A 15883-nucleotide genomic window follows, 5' to 3' on the forward strand; every position below is an offset into this window, starting at 1 on the left:
GCGTCGTGGGCGCCGAGGGGCTCGATTTGCGTTGTGACCGTTTCCGTCGGCGTGTGACAGATTGGCCTAGCCCCGGATCGGGGGTGGGACCGGCCCCGGCGCGAGCCTCTTGCGGAAGCGGCTGAACTTCCTGAATAATCGTGCCATGTCCTTCCTGTCCCATCTTCGTGAGTTTTTCGGTCCTGCAGCCGCTTCGGAGGGCATGGCCGAGCAGGGCGAGCAGCTCACGCTGGCCGCACTTCTGACCCTGGTCATGCACGCGGACGGCCGGATTCTCGAAGTCGAGGAGAAGGGCCTGCGGAGGATGCTGCAATCCCGCTTCGGCCTGACGGAGCCGCAGGCGGAACATCTCATCGCGCGGGTCCGTGACAGCGAGGCGAGGTTTGATCCCGCGACGACGTTGATCGATCGCATCGCAACCGATATTCCCGCGGAGGATCGCCCCCGTATCCTGGCACTCGCCTATCAAGTCGCTGCGATTGATGGGGCTGTCCATGAGTTCGAGGACAACCTTATCTGGCGCACGGGACGCCTGCTGGGCCTCTCCGACGCGGAGCTCGGCGCGATCAGGGAGGATGCCCTTGCGCATTCGGGTCATGACTGAGATGCCTTCCCGTGCGCCGATCCTCATCGTGCTTCACCAGGAGCATTCCACCCCCGGTCGGGTCGGCCGCCTCCTGATGGAGCGTGGTCACAGTCTCGATATCCGCCGTCCGCGCTACGGCGATCCGCTGCCCGAAACCATGGCCGATCATGCGGGAGCGATCATTTTCGGCGGCCCCATGAGCGCCAACGACGGCGACGATTTCGTCAAGGCGGAGATCGACTGGATCAAGGTTCCCCTGCGGGAGAACAGGCCTTATCTCGGGCTCTGCCTGGGCGCGCAGATGCTGGCCAAGCACCTCGGAGGCCGCGTCTGGGAACATCCCGATGGAAAGGCCGAAATCGGCTATTACCCGCTACTGCCCACCAGTGCCGGCGCCGCTCTGAGCAAATCCTGGGGCGTGCCCTGGCCGACCCACGTCTATCACTGGCATCGCGAGGGCTTCGATTGCCCGCCCGGCGCCGACATGCTTGCCACCGGCGACGACTTTCCCACCCAGGCCATCCGCGCCGGAGAAGCGGCCTACGGTCTCCAGTTCCATCCGGAGGTTACGCACGCCATGATCTGCCGCTGGACCGTCCGCGCGGCGGAGCGTCTGGCGATGCCCGGAGCGCAGGATCGAGCCCGGCAGATCGAAGGGCGCTTCCTCTATGATCCCGAAGTGTCGCTCTGGCTCGACAGGTTTCTCGATCATTGGCTCGACGGCCGGAGCGCCGGTGAGCTGGCGGCGTGACCGGAGCTCTCAGGTCGGATCGAACTCGAACGGCGATACGCCCCGCTTCATCTCGTCGACGATCAGCGCATGCATCAGGGGCGGCGCCGCGCGCTGCGGGCAGGCGACCCGTTCGCACAGCCGGCAGTTGATTCCGATCGGCGTCGGATCGGGCGCCGTGAGGTCGAGGCCACGGGCATAGACTAGGCGGTGGGCGTATTTCAGCTCGCAGCCGAGACCGACCACGAATTGCGGATCGGGCATGCCCCACGCCGTCGAGGCCCGCTTGACGGCGCGCGCGACCGAGAACCAGCGTGACATATCGGGCAGTTCGATGATCTGGGTCATGACCTGCCCGGGCGTCTTGAAGGTGGCGTGCACGTTCCAGAGCGGGCACGTGCCGCCATATTGTGCAAACGGAAAGCGTCCGGAGGAGAAGCGCTTCGACACGTTCCCCGCCGAATCCACCCGCACCAGGAAGAAGGGGATTCCGCGCGCGCCGGGGCGGGCGAGGGTGGTCAGGCGGTGGGCCACCTGCTCGAAGCTCGCGCCGAACCGGGCGCCGAGCACGTCCACATCGTATCCGAGCGTCTCGGCGGCCATGTGGAACTTGCCGTATGGCATCATCAGCGCCCCGGCGAAGTAGTTCCCGAGCGAGACGCGCAGCAGGCGGCGGGCCGGACCGTCCGCCGGCTCCCATCGGATGGAAAGGTCGTCGATGACCTGCCGCATCTCTGCGAAGGCCAGCTGGTACGCGGCCTGAAAGGTCCGTCCCGACGGATCGACCATCTCGGAAATGAGGAGCTGACGACGGTGATGGTCGTAGCGGCGAAGCGAGTCTGACATCACATCGACAGGCATCACCCGTACGCGGATCCCATGCTTCGCGCGCAGGCGCTCCGCGATCGCGAAAAAAGGCTCGTGGCCCGTCACCTGCAGATCCGACGCCAGGGCCTCCGCCGCCTCATCGAGATCGGGAAAGTAGTTTCGCGCGCCCTGGATCAGGTGCCTGACCCTGTCGACCGGGTTGTCCTGCGGGGCGTCCTCGGCCCTGTCGCGATCGCTCACGTCCGGCGCCTGCGCCTCCCGGGCGCTGCGCATGGCCACATAGGCCCGGTACAGCCGGCCCACCGCATCGATCAGGCCGGGCGCGGTCTCGATGGTCTCGCGCAGCTCGAGGCGCGGCACCGGCGTGCTACGAAAAAGGGGATCGGCGAAGATTTCCTCGAGCTCGGACGCAGCGCGCTCGGTGTCGTCGGTGGCGAATTCCCGCGGATCGAGGGAGTAGGCATGGGCCAGTCGAATCAGGACCTGCGCCGTAATGGGGCGCTGGTTGCGCTCCATGAGGTTGAGATAGCTCGGAGACAGCCCAAGCTCCTCGGCCATGCCGGCCTGACTCAAATTCAGGTCGCGACGCAGGCGCTTGAGGCGGGGGCCGACGAACAGCTTCTTCGCGTCTTCCATTTGTAAATTTCTTTACAGATTTACTGCTCAGGTGGTGTGTTGCTTTTACAAGCCGACTTTTCTTCTGAAAACAAGCATTGAAACAACAGGCTCCTTGGCCGTTACTGATGTCAGAGACCCTGCTAACCGGATGAGATTGTGGATGGCGCGCAGGATTTGTCAACGATTGTAAATGGGAAGGCCATGATGACCGCTTCAACGACCCCGAGCTCATTCGAGGAGCTGTTCGCGACCGCGCCGGCAGGGCGCTACGACGGCATCCGCCGCCCCTATACGCTCGAGGATGTGCTGCGGCTGCGCGGATCCGTGCCGATCGTCCATACGCTCGCCGAACACGGCGCGCAGCGCCTGTGGCAGCTGCTTCAGGAGCGGCCTTATGTGCATTCCCTCGGAGCCATGACGGGCAACCAGGCGATGCAGATGGCCCGCGCGGGTCTTGAGGCGATCTATCTGTCCGGCTGGCAGGTGGCGGCGGACTCGAACGTCGCCGGCGCCATGTATCCCGACCAATCCCTCTATCCGGCCAATTCGGGCCCGGAACTGTGTCGTCGCATCAACCGCACGCTGCAGCGGGCCGACCAGATCGAGCACGCGGAGGGCGGCGCAAAGCGGAACTGGTTCCTGCCGATCGTCGCCGATGCCGAAGCAGGCTTCGGCGGCCCGCTCAACACCTTCGAGATCATGAAGGCCTATATCGAGGCCGGCGCAGCAGGCGTGCATTTCGAGGACCAGCTCGCCTCGGAGAAGAAATGCGGCCATCTCGGCGGCAAGGTGCTGATCCCGACGTCGGCCCATGAGCGCAACCTCATCGCTGCGCGTCTGGCGGCGGACGTCATGGGAACCTCGACCCTCATCATGGCCCGTACGGACGCGGAATCCGCACGCCTCATCACCTCCGACGTGGACGAGCGCGATCGGCCCTTCATCGAGCCGGACAGCCGCACGCCGGAAGGCTTCTATCGCCTCAAGGAGGGCACGGGTCTCGATCACTGCATCGCCCGTGGGCTCGCTTACGCGGAATACGCGGACCTGCTCTGGTGGGAGACCTCGCATCCCGATCTCGATGACGCGAGGCGATTCGCCGAGGAGGTCCACAAGCGCTACCCGGGCAAGCTGCTGGCCTATAACTGCTCGCCTTCGTTCAACTGGAAGAAGAAGCTCGACGACGCCACCATCGCGAAGTTCCAGCGCGAACTTGGTGCCATGGGCTACAAGTTCCAGTTCGTGACATTGGCAGGCTTCCACCAGCTCAACTTCGGCATGTTCGATCTGGCAAGCGGCTACCGCGACCGTGGCATGGGGGCCTATTCCGAGCTTCAGGTCCGGGAATTTGCGGCGGAGGCGGATGGCTATACTGCGACGCGCCACCAGCGCGAGGTCGGCACCGGCTATTTCGATCAGGTCTCGCTGGCCATCACCGGCGGCAAGTCCTCGACCACGGCCATGGGCGATTCGACAGAGACCGCCCAGTTCCACCCCTCGGCCAAGCTCCAGGCGGCCGAGTGACCCCGAACCCCCTGATGAACGGAGAAAATGCCATGCAAAAGTCTCGTTACTGGGTCGTTGGCGGCGAGTACACCTCCACCGATTTCGAAACCTTGATCCAGGGCACCGAGCGCGTCGTCGGTCCCTTCGAGAGCCGCAACGAGGCCGAGCGTACCTGGCGCTACCTCTCGGAAGACCACCGGCCCCAGGCCCAGGTCCGCTTCACCATTGCGCAGGAACCGCACCATGCGGTCATAGCCTGAGGCGCAGTCCACAGGCGACGATCCTGCAACCGCCCGAAACCGGTTGCGGGATCCCGCGCGTCAACGATACTTGACGGAGGTATATCGGAATCACGACGGGGCACCTGTCGGAGAGGCCGAAGCGGCCCTAAAACACGTGGGCCGGATTGCCGGAACCGCCGAAGGGGTCGTCTGATGAAAGCAGTTCTGAAATCTCTCGCCGTGGTCGCGGCCCTGGGTCTGTCCGCGGCCGCCGCACGGGCCGATGTCGTCGTCTCCTCCAAGATCGATACCGAAGGGTCGGTTCTCGGCAACATTATCCTGCAGGTCCTCAATGCCAACGGGATCAAGACGCAGGACCGGATCCAGCTTGGTGCGACGCCGGTCGTGCGCAAGGCGATCACCGCCGGTGAGATCGACATCTACCCCGAATATACCGGTAACGCCGGCTTCTTCTTCAACAAGGCCGACGATGCCGTCTGGAAGGATCCGGCGAAAGGGTATGAAACGGCGAAAAAGCTCGATTACGACGCCAACAAGATCGTCTGGCTCGCGCCATCTCCGGCCAACAACACCTGGGCCATCGCGGTGCGCAAGGATGTGGCCGGGCCCAACAAGCTGGCGAGCATGTCGGATTTCGGGAAATGGGTGGCTGGCGGCGGCAGTGTCGTGCTTGCGGCCTCCGCCGAATTCGTCAATTCCGCCGCCGCCCTGCCTGCCTTCCAGAAGGCCTATGACTTCAAGATGAAGCCGGAGCAGCTCATCGTCCTGTCCGGCGGCGATACGGCTGCGACCATCAAGGCAGCCGCCGAGCAGACCAACAAGGCCAATGCGGCCATGGTCTATGGAACGGACGGCGGCATCGCGCCCTCGGGTCTCGTGGTGATGGTGGACGACAAGAACGTCCAGCCGGTCTATGCGCCGGCACCTATCATCCGCGAGGCGGTGCTGAAGGAGAATCCGAAAATCGCCGACATGCTGAAGCCGGTCTTCGAGTCCCTCGACCTCAACACGCTGCAGACCCTCAACGCCCGCGTTCAGGTCGGCGGGGAAGCGGCGAAGACAGTCGCAGCGGACTACCTGAAGTCCAAGGGCTTCATCAAGTAATCGGCCGGATGCCGAGAGACATTGGCACGCAACCGTGATGAGAGAGCGACCGAGCCTGTTGTGAATGCGCCCTCAGCTCAAGCGAGCACGCTCGGCGCATTGTCGCTCCGTCCGGCCCTCTCGCCCGATCGCCTCGGGGGCGTCATCGCCCTTCTCATGGGCATCGCTCTGTTCGCGATGCCCTTCGTGACCTATCGCGCCAACCGCATCGTTTCGGGCGAGCCGCGCCTGCTTTGGCAGGCCCTTCCGGGCGGGATGGCAGCGTCCGTGATGCTCACGGCGATCGGTGTCGGGCTTGTCGCGGCCTTCGTGCGGCGACCGGCCGCCAGGCTCGCGGCAGCCGCACTCGGCCTGAGCATCGTTGTCCCTGCCGTCGGCATGTCGGCCGCCTTCGTGACGCCCGCCGAGAACACCTTCGCCCGCGTGTCTCCAGCCTCCGGCTTCTGGCTTCTGGTCCTTTGTCTCGGTCTGCTCGTCGCGGATTCCCTGACACGCCTGCGCTTCGGGCCCTGGGCCCGGCTCGTCTCCCTCGCCATCGTCATCCTTGCCGTCGCTGTACTCCTTCGCACAGGTGCGTGGCATGACCTGTCGCTTCTGAAGGAATATTCCACGCGGGCCGACAGCTTCTGGCGCGAGGCCGAGCAGCACGTGCTCCTTGCGCTCGGCTCGACTATGGTGGCGGTGGCTATCGGTCTGCCCCTGGGCATTCTGTGTCATCGGAGGCCAGCCTTGAAAGGCGCCATCCTCCAGGTGCTCAATATCGTGCAGACGATCCCGAGCATTGCGCTCTTCGGCATGCTCATGGTCCCGCTGGGCTTCCTTGCGGCGAGCGTGCCCTTCGCCGCCGCCATCGGCATTCGCGGGATCGGGGCGGCACCTGCCTTCCTGGCGCTGTTCCTCTATGCCCTGCTGCCGATCGTTGCCAATACCGTCGTCGGACTCGATCAGGTGCCCGCAACGGTGGTCGATGCGGCCCGAGGAATGGGCATGTCGCGCACTCAGCGGCTGATGCAGGTGAAGCTGCCCCTGGCCCTGCCCATCATTCTGACCGGCATCCGCATCGTCCTGGTCCAGAATTTGGGCCTCGCGACCATCGCCGCGCTCATCGGCGGCGGCGGTTTCGGAACCTTCATCTTCCAGGGTGTGGGGCAAACGGCCATGGATCTGGTGCTCCTGGGCGCCATCCCGACAGTTGCCCTGTCGTTCGGGGCGGCTGTCATCCTCGATGCCATCATCGATCTGGCGCGGAGAACCGGGACATGATCGAGATCGAGCACCTGTCCAAATATTATGGCGAGACGGTTGTCGTCGACGATGTCTCGATGCGCGTCGACGAGGGCACCATTACCGTCATCGTCGGCACTTCGGGAGCCGGGAAGTCGACGCTGCTGCGCATGATCAATCGCCTTGTCGAGCCGACCTCCGGGCGTGTGCTCATCGACGGGCAGGACACGATGTCACTTCCGGAGGACGCGCTCCGGCACCGCATCGGCTACGTCATCCAGGGCCATGGGTTGTTCCCTCACCGCACGGTCGCCGGCAACATCGCCACGGTGCCGCGCCTGCTCGGCTGGGACACCAAGCGGATCGCTCAGCGGGTCGACGAGCTGCTCGGCCTGTTCCAACTGGATCCAGCCGAATTTGCGAAAAAATATCCGCATGAACTGTCTGGCGGACAGCAGCAGCGCGTGGGCGTCGCGCGCGCGCTCGCGGCCCGTCCCGCGCTTCTCCTCATGGACGAACCATTCGGAGCGCTCGATCCCGTGATCCGGAGCAAGGCGCAGGACGATCTCCTGGCGATCCAGCGTCGCCTCGGCACGACCATCGTTCTCGTCACCCACGATATGGAGGAGGCGTTCCATCTCGGCGACAGGATCGCCGTGATGGATGAAGCCCGTCTGCTGCAGTACGGCACGGCCGCTGAGTTGCTGACCCGTCCGGTGCCGGGATTCGTCGAACGTCTTGTCGGCACGAGCGAGCGTCCATTCAGGCTTCTGTCTCTCACGATGGCGCGCGACGCCCTCGAGCCCGGCTTTGCCGAGGGCGAGCCGATCGACGGCTCCGCGAGCCTTCGGGATGCCCTTGCCAGACTGGTCTGGACGGGGAGCGACGCTCTTCCGGTCGCGGACGGGTCCGGCGTCGTACTCGGGCGGATCAGTATCGGCGGAATCCTCGCTCGTGGACGGCGGCCGACATGAGGGTCTGGCCCGCCGTTTCGCGTATCGTCGCCCTTGCCGTGCTGGTGACGTTCATCACCGCGCCGCAACACTTCGCCTTCGCCTTCGAGCCTTTGACCGAAAACGGAGCGCCGGCGATCTACAACCAGGGCAGCCTGCTGTCCCTGACACTCTCGCATCTGAAGACGGTGTTCGGCGCCGTGATCGCCAGCACGATCGTTGCCGTCCTGCTCGGGATCTTCGTCACGCGGCCTTCGGGGATGGACTTCCTGCCGCTGTCACGAAGCATCGTCAATATCGGACAAACCTTTCCACCCGTGGCTGTCCTTGCTGTGGCGGTTCCCCTCGTCGGCTTCGGCGAGGCACCGACCCTGATCGCCCTGTTTCTCTACGGCCTTCTGCCGATCTTCGAGAACACCCTCAGCGGACTGACCCAGGTATCGCCGCTCACCCTCGATGCGGCCAAGGGAATGGGCATGTCGCCGCGGCAGCGCCTTCTCGGCGTGGAACTGCCGCTGGCCTTTCCCGTGATCCTCGCGGGCATCCGCCTGTCCGCCATCATCAATCTCGGAACTGCGACGATCGGGTCGACGGTCGCTGCGAAAGGGCTCGGCGAGGTGATCATCGCCGGGCTGCAATCGAACAACGTCGCCTTTATCCTCCAGGGTGGACTAGTGGTCGCGCTCGTGGCGGCTCTCATCCACGATGGATTGACGGTTCTGGAACGGACCGTTGCCGCGAGGCTCGGCCGTTCCGCCTAGCCGACCCCGCTGGGAACAGGACCATGCCTCGCGGCCGAACGCCATTCCGCGGAATCAGCGTTGTGCATAGTCCATGAGCGGCTCTTTGTAGATCGCCGTCCGGAGGATGCCATCCGCCTGGACGACGCCGCGATACATGCCCGAGCAGTTGAAGGGGAGCGAGAAGGTCCCGTCGCGCGCCACCGCGATCACGCCGCCGGAGCCGTTCGCCGGAGCCAGCATGTCCATGACCACGATGCTGGCGGCCTCTTCGAGAGAGCGCCCGGCATAGCGCATCTGGGACGCGATTTCATGACCTGCCGCGTAGCGAATGAAGACCTCTCCGTGTCCCGTGCCGGAGACCGCGCAGGTATCGTTATCGGCCCACGTGCCGGCTCCGATGACCGGGCTGTCGCCGACCCGGCCTGGCGATTTCGCGGTCATTCCGCCGGTCGAGGTCGCCGCCGCCAGATGGCCATGCCTGTCTTTCGCCACGGCGCCCACGGTACCGTGCTTTCGGGATTCATCCTGGTCGTCGGCGCCGGCTTTGCGCATCGCCAGTGTCTCCTGGAGAGCGTTCCATCGCTGCTCGGTGAAGAAGTAGGAAGCCTCTTCGAAGGCGAGCCCTTGCGCCCGGCAGAATTGCAGGGCGCTCTCACCGATGAGAAACACATGGTCGGAACGTTCCATGACGGCCCTCGCCGCAAGGATCGGGTTTCGCGGCCCGCAGATCCCGGCCACAGCTCCGGCGGCGCGGTCTCGCCCGTCCATGATGGCTGCGTCCATCTCCTGCTTGCTGGCCGATGTGTAGACTGCGCCGCGTCCCGCGTTGAACAGCGGTTCGTCCTCCAGGGCCATGACCGCGGCGGTGACCGCATCGAGCGCCTTCCCGCCGTCGGCAAGGACGGAACGCCCGGCATCCAGGGCACGCCGAAGGCCGGCGTGATAGGCGGCTTCCTTCTCCGGCGTCATCTTGCTTCGCAGGATTGTGCCCGCACCGCCATGCACGGCGAGAGTGAAATTGGCGTCCGAGGAGAGCGTCATGGGTGTCGAGCCTTTCAGAAGGGATGTGTCATGATCTGGTGGGCGTCCGGGCAAGGGTGACCGTCCTGTCACTCGACCGGACAGTCTTGCTTCCGCTCATCGTGAACATTCCGCCTTCGCGAATGCCGCGATCTCCGCATGAGTCGCGATCCAGACGTCCGGGCGCTGCGAGATTTCCTCCAGGAGCTTTTCCAGGATCCAGATGCGCGAGCGGTAGCCGGTCACGTGCGGATGCATGGTGAGGAGGAAGAGGCCGCCTTCCTGGTAGGCGCGCTCGAATTCCCGGAAGAAGATGTCATAGACGGCCGTCGGGGGCGTGTGCGGACGCAGGCCGTTGAACCGATGCATGTTGAAATAGACGGCGTCGTCGCGGATCCACTCCACCGGCAGTTCCACGATTCCGGTCGGTTCGCCCTTCTCCAGCAATTCATATGGATCGTCGTCGGCCATCAGGGACGAATCATAAAGCAACCCGAGCTCGCGCTCGATCCGCAGCGTATCGGGGCTGAAATCCCACGAGGGCGTACGAAGGCCGACAGGCCGCACACCGGTCACGCGCTCCAGCGTATCCGAGGCGCGAAACATCAGGTCGCGCTCGACCTCATAGGGCAGCTGGCTGTTGAGCTCGTGGATCCAGCCGTGGATTCCAACCTCGTGCCCCTCGGCGGCCACCCGGCGCTGCTCGTCCTCGTAAAGGAGTGCAGCAACGGCGGGAACGAAGAACGTTGCCTTAGCATCGTATTTCCTGAGCGCGTCGAGAATCCGCGGCACGCCCTGCCGATTGCCGTATTGGCCCTGCGACATGCGCCCGATGGACTTGCCGCCATCGCGCAACTCGTTGGTCTCGTGATCGGAGTCGAACGAAAAGGCGACGGCGCAACGCGCCCCGTTCTTCCAGCGCGCCGGCTTCATCGAACGGCCGGCGCGGACATGCTCCACTTTTCTGCGCCACGTCTCCTCCGGCCAATTCCATGGCTGGCTGCTGATGTCGTCCATGGGCTTTCCTTCCCTGCTTCGGTTGAGAGGCCGGCACGGAGCCAGCCGCACGGATGCTCATGGCGCGCGATGCTATGATCGCCCGCCGTCTACGGAAACGATCTGGCCGGAGACCCAGCCCGCGACGTCGGATGCGAGGAACATCACCGTGTCGGCGATATCCTGCGGACGTCCGAGGCGGCGGGTGTGGATGCTCTCCACGAGGCGAGCCTGGCCCTCGGGGCCATAGCTGTCCCACTGACGCTGCGTCGCGGGGTTCGACAGCACGAAGCCGGGCGCGACGCTGTTGACGGTGATGCCAAACGGCCCAAGTTCGAAGCTCAGCTGCTTGGTGAGGCCGACCAGCGCGTGCTTTGCGGCCGTGTAGCCCTGGATGCCGGTGAGGCTGGGGCGCAAGCCTGCGCCCGACGAAATGTTGACGATCCGCCCGAAGCCGCCGCGCTTCATGTGCGGCGCCACTCCCTGAGAACACCAGAATGCACCATGCACATTGGCCTCGAACAGCACGAGCCACTCCTGCTCGGTGACCTCTTCGACCGGCTTCGCCGCCTGGCCGCGAACGCCACCGGCGCAATTGACGAGGATATCGATGCCTCCAAGCGTCTCCGCCATTTCCGCAATGACCTCGCCGACGGCGGCGCGATTGGAGAGATCGAGGGTGCGCGTGGCCTTCGCCCCGGCTTCGGACGCCACCCGCAGGCCCGCCTCGTCGAGATCGAGCGCCCAGACCTGGGCGCCCTCGGCGGCGAAGGATTGCACGATGGCGCGGCCGATGCCCTGGGCGGCTCCCGTGACGATGACGCGACGGTGGGAAAAGTCGAGCCTCATGGTTCGAGCATCCGGTCGAGGGTGGCCCAGGATTGTTCGCGTCGGCCATCCTCGATGTCGTGGATCAGGGACACGAGCCTGGCCACGGTCGGCGTGGCGATTCCGGCCTCCGTTCCGAGCTGCGCGATGATGGCGATCTGCGCATCGACCTCTGTCTTGCGCTTCCTTACGGCGAGGTCGCGCCAGATTCCGGAGTGGGTCTTGGCAGTATGGCGGTTGAACTCCGCCATGGCTGCGACGGACCTGCGTGCCACAGCCTCGTCCGCGTCCGGCATGAAGGCTGCCGGATCGAACCCGTTGAACCCGAGGGGTCGCACGCCACGCGCCAGTGCGACAGCCATCACTTCGCGGCCCAGGCGATGGAAGACAGGGAAGTGCCGCTCGGAGGCAAGGTTCTCCGACATGGAGGCGGGGGTCAGGGCCGTGGCGAACAGCATGGCGCCGTAGCCGAGCTTTCCCCACAAATAGCCCCAGATATTGTCCGTGAGCACTGCATCCGGCTCGAGGATCGAAAGCAGGCGATGATAATCCCGCACGCGCGGCGTCGTGCTTCCGTCGATCTCGCCGACGGCTACCGTCGCGCGATTGCCGAACAGGATCCGCCCAGGCTCCAGCCAGTCGGCGCCGAAATTCACGAAGCAACCCACGGTCCGCTCAGGGCCGATTTCCTCGGCGATGACGAGCTCGTTCAGGCCGTTCTGCGCCGACAGGACGGAGCCGCCGGGCGCGAGATGCGGGAGCAGGGCGCGTACGGCTTCACGCGTGTGATGAGCCTTCACCGCCAGAATGACGCGATCGAACTGTCCGTTCACATCGTCCGGCGTTGCCGCCCTGACGGCCTGGCGGAAGGCCTCGACGGGTCCCTCGATGGCAAGCCCGTCACGGTTCATCGCCTCGACATGAGGCGCGACGATGTCGACGAGCAGCACGTCCTCGCCGGCACGGGCGAGGTAGGCTCCAAGGGTGCCGCCGATGGCACCGGCACCCCAGATGAGGATCGTGTCGCTGCTCATCACCAGGTCTCGATCAGGGCACGGGTTTCTGCGATGGCGACGGACCAGATCGCATTCATGTCCTCGTCGGAGCGCTGGTAGCGCCCGCCGAAATTGCCGTCTCCCAGGATCTCGCGCACGCCTTCGGGTCCGAAGGTGCGCATGCGCTCCAGATCGACCATGGGTTTCTGATGATCGGGCTGAGCCACATCGCGCAGCCGCGTCCAGGGGAAGTTCTCCATCCAGGACGCATGGGAGGCTACCGGATCGATCTCCTTGACCTTCTCGAAGGTTTTGGGCGCGTTCCACCAGTTATGGAAGCGGACACGGCAGTCCGGGTTGTGATTCATCCATTCGATGCAGGCCGTCTGCGCGGGCGAGTTCCCGCCATGGCCGTTGACGAACAAAATGCGCCGGAAACCGGTGCGGCGCAGCGAATCCAAGACGTCGGAAATCAGGCGAAGGTAGGTCTCGGCCTTAAGGGAAACGGTGCCTGGATAGGCCATGAAATAGGGCGTGATGCCGTAGGCCTGCACAGGGAAGACGGGCACGCCACAGGGCTCGGCAGCCTCAACTGCGACCCGCTCGGCGAGAATGCTGTCGACGGAAAGGCTCAGGTAAGCGTGCTGCTCGGTGCAGCCAAGCGGAACCACGGCGCGGTCGTCCGACTTCAGGTACTCTTCGACCTGAAGCCAGTTCATATCGCTGATTTTCATCCAGTCTTTTCCTCTTGTCTGACGTTTGACGAGCGCAGCCGCTCGAGCACGGGGAGCAAGGTGGCGCGGATCGCATGTGGATCCGGCACGTAGCGGAATTCCATCGCCTGCCTTCCCGGCGGGAGAAGCTGTTTGATCTTGGTCTCGGCGCCGCTCGCGTAGATTGCGACGTCCACCTGGGCGAGGAACGCTTCGAGATCGGGTGCAGTGATCATGCGCACATCGACATCGGTGACGTGCGGCGCGAAGCGGAGAACCCCCGGCTTCATCAGGGCCATGAATTCGGGGAAGATCGAGACGATCCCGACCCGGGCCATCGGGTCTATCACGGCAAGCTGGGCACGCGTTTCCTCGGCCGGAATGAAACTCAGTCCCACAACGGGAATTCCTGTCGGGATCAGATGCTCGACCTCGCTGCGGCGATGGGCGAGAGTGATGCAGACATCGCAGGGTTGCGGGAAGGGGTTCCCCGCCTGCAGTTCGTCGACCGTTGTGACGGCGATGGAATCGCCCGGACCGAGATATTCCTGGATGCGATCCGCATAATTCTGGGTCGTCTTCGTGAAATTCCCGACCATGACGAGGAATAGCGGACGGCTATGGGTCCGGCCCCGCGCTGCACGGGCATTGACCAGAGACGCGACGACGGACGGGGCGAGGCCCAGTTCCTCGGCTTCGTTGAACAGCGTCTCGATGCGGCGCTGGATCTTGCGCATGGCAGAGGAGCGCAGTCCTTCGCTGCCGTGCCCGTCGCCCACATAAGTCCCCGCTCCTGGTTTGGCTTCGATCAGGCCCGCCTTGCGCAGGTCCTGATAGACCATCGCAACGGTCATGTGCGCGATGCCTGCGCGCTCAGCCAGTTCGCGCACCGAGGGAAGACGTTGCCCGGCCGGCAATTCGCCCAGGGCGATCCCGAACTCGATGAGCCCTCGCAGCTGAACGCCCAATGGCACAGGAAGCGTCCGGTCGAGCGCCCCAGCCAGGTTGTTCAGGATGCGCATCTCCGGCGTCTGTTCCGTTTCGCTATAACAGATGCTCTCGGAAGTGACAGGAGATGATGGCGTTTTGGGCACAGCTGAGTTGACTTTAGTTGGTTGCGTCACTTACCGTTCTAATCCGTAAGAACACATTGGACGAAAAGACAGGTTCTTAGCAAGAGGGGAGAGCATATGAAACTTCATTTCAAGCTTGGCGGGGCACTTGCGGCGGCTCTTTTCGCCGGCACCATGCTCGGGGGCGCCGCCTCCGCTCAGACACTTACGATGGGCCTGCGCGCTGGCCCGGATTCGATCGACCCGCATTGGTCGACGCTGGGCAGTCAGGCCGAAGCCCTTCGCCACATCTTCGATACGATCGTGATGGCGGACGAGAACCTGCAGCTCAAGCCGGGCATCGCAACATCCTGGAAGGTGGTCGACGATACCACCTGGGAGTTCAAGATCCGCGAGGGCGTGAAATTCCACGATGGTTCTGATCTCACGGCTGAGGACGTGAAGTTCTCCATCGACCGCATCCCGGTCGTGACCGGGCCGATGAGCATGACGATCTACACGAAGCAGGTGAAGGAGACGAAGGTCGTCGACAAATACACCCTGCACGTGATCACCAAGGCGCCCGCTCCGACGCTGCCGAACGATTTCGTCCGTCTCTTCGTCGTGTCGAAGTCGATCGGCATGGATGCCCGCAACGAGCAGTTCAATTCCGGCAAAGCCGCCATCGGAACCGGACCGTACAAGTACGTGTCCTGGGAGCCGAAAGGTGACCTCGTGCTCGAACGGTTCGATGGCTACTGGGGTGAGAAGCCCCATTGGCAGAAGGTCATCCGCAAGGAGATTCCGAACGATCCGGCCCGCATGGCGGCGCTCAAGTCGGGTCAGGTCGATCTCGTCAACTACGTTCCTGCCACCGACTATGCGTCCATGCAGAAGGACAAGTCGGTCGATACCTTCATCGCGGACACGGTCTATTTCTTCAACATCACGCCCAATGTGAAGGAAACCCTGCCGAAGCCGGTGAAGGTCGACGGCAAGGAAATCACCGCCAATCCTCTGCGCGACCCCAAGGTGCGCGAGGCACTCGACCTTGCCATTGACCGGAAGACGCTTGTCCGTGTCGTGCTCGAAGGCCTCGGCCGTCCGGCCAACCAGCTGATGCCGACCAATTTCTTCGGTGGAAGCAAGAATCTTCCGGAGCGCCCGTATAATGTCGCAAAGGCCAAGGAGCTTCTCGCGGCGGCGGGCTATCCCAAGGGCTTCGAGATCGACTTCAGCTGCACCAACAACCGCCTTCCGGGCGACGGAGCGGTGTGCGAGGCGCTGTCGCAGATGTGGGCCCGCGCGGGCCTGAAGGTGAATGCCAGCGCCCTCAACGGCACGGTGTTCTTCCCGGCGCAGCAGAAGGGCGAGTTCTCCATGTGGATGAGCGGCTGGGGCACGCTGACCGGCGAGGCCAGCTATACCTACGGTTCGCTGGTGCATACCGCCGATCCGAAACTCGGCCTCGGCGCGTTCAACAAGCAGGGCTACTCCAATCCGGAAGTGGATGCCTTGCTGGAGGAGGGTGCCCGCACCATGGACGACGCGAAGCGCCGGGCCCTGTTCGAGAAGGTCACCGACATTTCGATGAACGACCGTGCCCTGATCCCGACCGTGCAGCTCCAGACGGTATGGGCGGCAAAGAAGGGCACGATGGTCATTCCGCCGCGCGTCGACCAGGAAACGCTCGCCTACGAGATCAAGCCGAAGAGCTGATCGTCACCCTGAGCCGGCCGGGATTT

General features: G+C 64.2%; 16 protein-coding genes. 9 read left to right on the top strand and 7 right to left on the bottom strand.

Translation table 11 applies throughout. From position 1 onward, the window contains the following. Positions 1-145 precede the first annotated feature (145 nt). Together AC522E_RS21325 and AC522E_RS21330 are read left to right on the top strand one after the other, a co-directional pair. Entirely contained in the window at positions 146-604 is a 459-nt protein-coding gene (locus AC522E_RS21325) for a tellurite resistance TerB family protein (RefSeq protein WP_500748226.1), read from the top strand. Beyond that, complete coding sequence (locus AC522E_RS21330; protein WP_500748227.1) at positions 597-1337, top strand: glutamine amidotransferase; 741 nt, start codon at positions 597-599, stop codon at positions 1335-1337. The genes AC522E_RS21325 and AC522E_RS21330 overlap by 8 nt, the downstream gene beginning before the upstream one ends. A 9-nt stretch (positions 1338-1346) precedes the next feature. Here the strand turns inward: AC522E_RS21330 and AC522E_RS21335 are convergent, their stop codons facing one another. Then, positions 1347-2780: a helix-turn-helix domain-containing protein gene (locus AC522E_RS21335; RefSeq protein ID WP_500748228.1), complete on the bottom strand. Its 1434-nt coding sequence runs from the start codon at positions 2778-2780 to the stop codon at positions 1347-1349. 186 nt (positions 2781-2966) lie between these two features. Between AC522E_RS21335 and aceA the strand changes: the two genes are divergently transcribed. From aceA to AC522E_RS21365, 6 genes are all read left to right on the top strand, one after another. Further along, complete coding sequence (aceA, locus tag AC522E_RS21340) at positions 2967-4286, top strand: isocitrate lyase (protein ID WP_500750797.1); 1320 nt, start codon at positions 2967-2969, stop codon at positions 4284-4286. 32 nt (positions 4287-4318) lie between these two features. After that, positions 4319-4528, top strand: coding sequence for a DUF4170 domain-containing protein (locus AC522E_RS21345; protein WP_500748229.1), 210 nt, complete (start codon positions 4319-4321; stop codon positions 4526-4528). Between the two features lie 174 nt (positions 4529-4702). After that, the gene (gene osmF / locus AC522E_RS21350; RefSeq protein WP_500748230.1) at positions 4703-5614 is read left to right on the top strand and encodes a glycine betaine ABC transporter substrate-binding protein OsmF; all 912 of its coding nucleotides are present in this window, start codon (positions 4703-4705) and stop codon (positions 5612-5614) included. 99 nt (positions 5615-5713) lie between these two features. Beyond that, on the top strand, positions 5714-6877 hold the full coding sequence (locus AC522E_RS21355) for an ABC transporter permease (protein WP_500750798.1): 1164 nt from the start codon (positions 5714-5716) through the stop codon (positions 6875-6877). Then, positions 6874-7812: an ABC transporter ATP-binding protein gene (locus tag AC522E_RS21360; protein ID WP_500748231.1), complete on the top strand. Its 939-nt coding sequence runs from the start codon at positions 6874-6876 to the stop codon at positions 7810-7812. The genes AC522E_RS21355 and AC522E_RS21360 overlap by 4 nt, the downstream gene beginning before the upstream one ends. After that, positions 7809-8552, top strand: a complete 744-nt coding sequence (locus AC522E_RS21365; protein WP_500748232.1) for an ABC transporter permease — start codon at positions 7809-7811, stop codon at positions 8550-8552. The genes AC522E_RS21360 and AC522E_RS21365 overlap by 4 nt, the downstream gene beginning before the upstream one ends. Before the next feature lie 54 nt (positions 8553-8606). Here AC522E_RS21365 and AC522E_RS21370 read toward each other — a convergent pair whose 3' ends face one another. The 6 genes from AC522E_RS21370 to AC522E_RS21395 all read right to left on the bottom strand — a co-directional run bounded on the left by AC522E_RS21370 (position 8607) and on the right by AC522E_RS21395 (position 14108). Beyond that, positions 8607-9575 (bottom strand): isoaspartyl peptidase/L-asparaginase family protein, encoded by a 969-nt coding sequence (locus AC522E_RS21370; RefSeq protein WP_500748233.1) that lies wholly within the window; start codon positions 9573-9575, stop codon positions 8607-8609. 96 nt (positions 9576-9671) lie between these two features. Further along, positions 9672-10571: a polysaccharide deacetylase family protein gene (locus tag AC522E_RS21375; protein ID WP_500748234.1), complete on the bottom strand. Its 900-nt coding sequence runs from the start codon at positions 10569-10571 to the stop codon at positions 9672-9674. Between the two features lie 72 nt (positions 10572-10643). Continuing rightward, a complete protein-coding gene (locus AC522E_RS21380) occupies positions 10644-11399 on the bottom strand; it encodes an SDR family NAD(P)-dependent oxidoreductase (protein ID WP_500748235.1) in 756 nt (251 codons plus the stop codon). Further along, positions 11396-12412, bottom strand: a complete 1017-nt coding sequence (locus tag AC522E_RS21385) for a ketopantoate reductase family protein (RefSeq protein WP_500748236.1) — start codon at positions 12410-12412, stop codon at positions 11396-11398. The genes AC522E_RS21380 and AC522E_RS21385 overlap by 4 nt, the downstream gene beginning before the upstream one ends. Then, positions 12412-13107: a creatininase family protein gene (locus tag AC522E_RS21390; protein WP_500748237.1), complete on the bottom strand. Its 696-nt coding sequence runs from the start codon at positions 13105-13107 to the stop codon at positions 12412-12414. The genes AC522E_RS21385 and AC522E_RS21390 overlap by 1 nt, the downstream gene beginning before the upstream one ends. After that, positions 13104-14108: a GntR family transcriptional regulator gene (locus AC522E_RS21395; protein ID WP_500748238.1), complete on the bottom strand. Its 1005-nt coding sequence runs from the start codon at positions 14106-14108 to the stop codon at positions 13104-13106. Before AC522E_RS21395 ends, AC522E_RS21390 begins: the two co-directional genes overlap by 4 nt. 168 nt (positions 14109-14276) lie before the next feature. Here AC522E_RS21395 and AC522E_RS21400 point away from each other — a divergent pair, with 168 nt between their 5' ends. After that, positions 14277-15857: an ABC transporter substrate-binding protein gene (locus AC522E_RS21400; protein WP_500748239.1), complete on the top strand. Its 1581-nt coding sequence runs from the start codon at positions 14277-14279 to the stop codon at positions 15855-15857. Positions 15858-15883 lie beyond the last annotated feature (26 nt).

Source organism: Microvirga sp. BF8 (assembly GCF_059888585.1).